This is a genomic window from Streptomyces sp. E11-3 (assembly GCF_046540415.1).
Lineage (GTDB): Bacteria > Actinomycetota > Actinomycetes > Streptomycetales > Streptomycetaceae > Streptomyces.
Genome location: NZ_JAZGRL010000222.1, coordinates 1 through 800 on the forward strand (window position 1 = coordinate 1; position 800 = coordinate 800).

Consider the following 800-nt stretch of genomic DNA (forward strand, 5'->3'; position numbering starts at 1 on the left):
GTGGGGCAGCGCACGTGGGGTGGGGTGGTGGGGATGACCGGGCGGCATCGGCTCGGGGACGGGACCGTGATCACCGTGCCGATGAACGCGGCGTGGTTCGACGCGTACGGGTGGTCCATCGAAAACCTGGGTGTGGAACCGGACTTGGAGGTCCTGCGCACTCCGCTCGACTGGGCCGAGGGGCGCCATGCGCAGCTGGACGACGCGGTGCGGGTGGCTCTGGATCGGCTGGAGCAGCACCCTGCTTCGGACCCGCCGGACTACTCGGCGGTGCCGGGGCGGCGGCGGCCCAAGTTGCCGCCGCGGGGCTGATTGCGGCCGGCTCCCTGCGACCGGCTGCGGCTGATTACGCAGAGCTACTGGTCGAAATGCGTGGAATGTTCGTGCGTGCCACGCTGGTCGAGGCCTCATCCCCCTCACCCACACAGGAGTGAACCTTCATGGGTATGTCAGACCAGTTCAAGGACAAGGCGCAGGAGTACGCCGAGAAGGCCAGGCAGCAGGCACAGCGAGGCAAGGAGCAGGCTCCGCAGCACGGGGCCAAGACGCCGGAGGAGATGCAGCGCCTGGCTGAGGAAGCCCGCGAGCGCGGCACCCAGGCCGGCCAGCAGGGCCAGCAGCGGGCCCAGCAGGCCAAGCAGCAGGGCCAGCAGCGCGCCCAGCAGGCCAAGCAGCAGGGCCAGCAGCGCGCTCAGCAGGAGGCCCAGGACGCCCAGGACGACTGGAGCTGACACCCCATCACGGTGAGGGGCGCCCCCGGTAGGTACCGGGGGCGCCCCTCGGGCGTCGTGCTGCGCGCA

General features: G+C 70.9%; 2 protein-coding genes. Both read left to right on the plus strand.

All coding sequences use genetic code 11. The features are described from left to right. The coding region (locus U9R90_RS36535) for a S41 family peptidase (protein WP_411061816.1) at positions 1–312 on the plus strand (312 nt) is incomplete at its 5' end. Between the two features lie 128 nt (positions 313–440). After that, positions 441–731, plus strand: a complete 291-nt coding sequence (locus U9R90_RS36540) for a hypothetical protein (RefSeq protein ID WP_411061817.1) — start codon at positions 441–443, stop codon at positions 729–731. Positions 732–800: the final 69 nt, after the last annotated feature.

Bases quoted from the DNA above. Each gene is read 5' to 3' on its own strand.
- U9R90_RS36540 (WP_411061817.1), top strand. From the start codon at position 441: ATGGGTATGTCAGACCAGTTCAAGGACAAGGCGCAGGAGTACGCCGAG.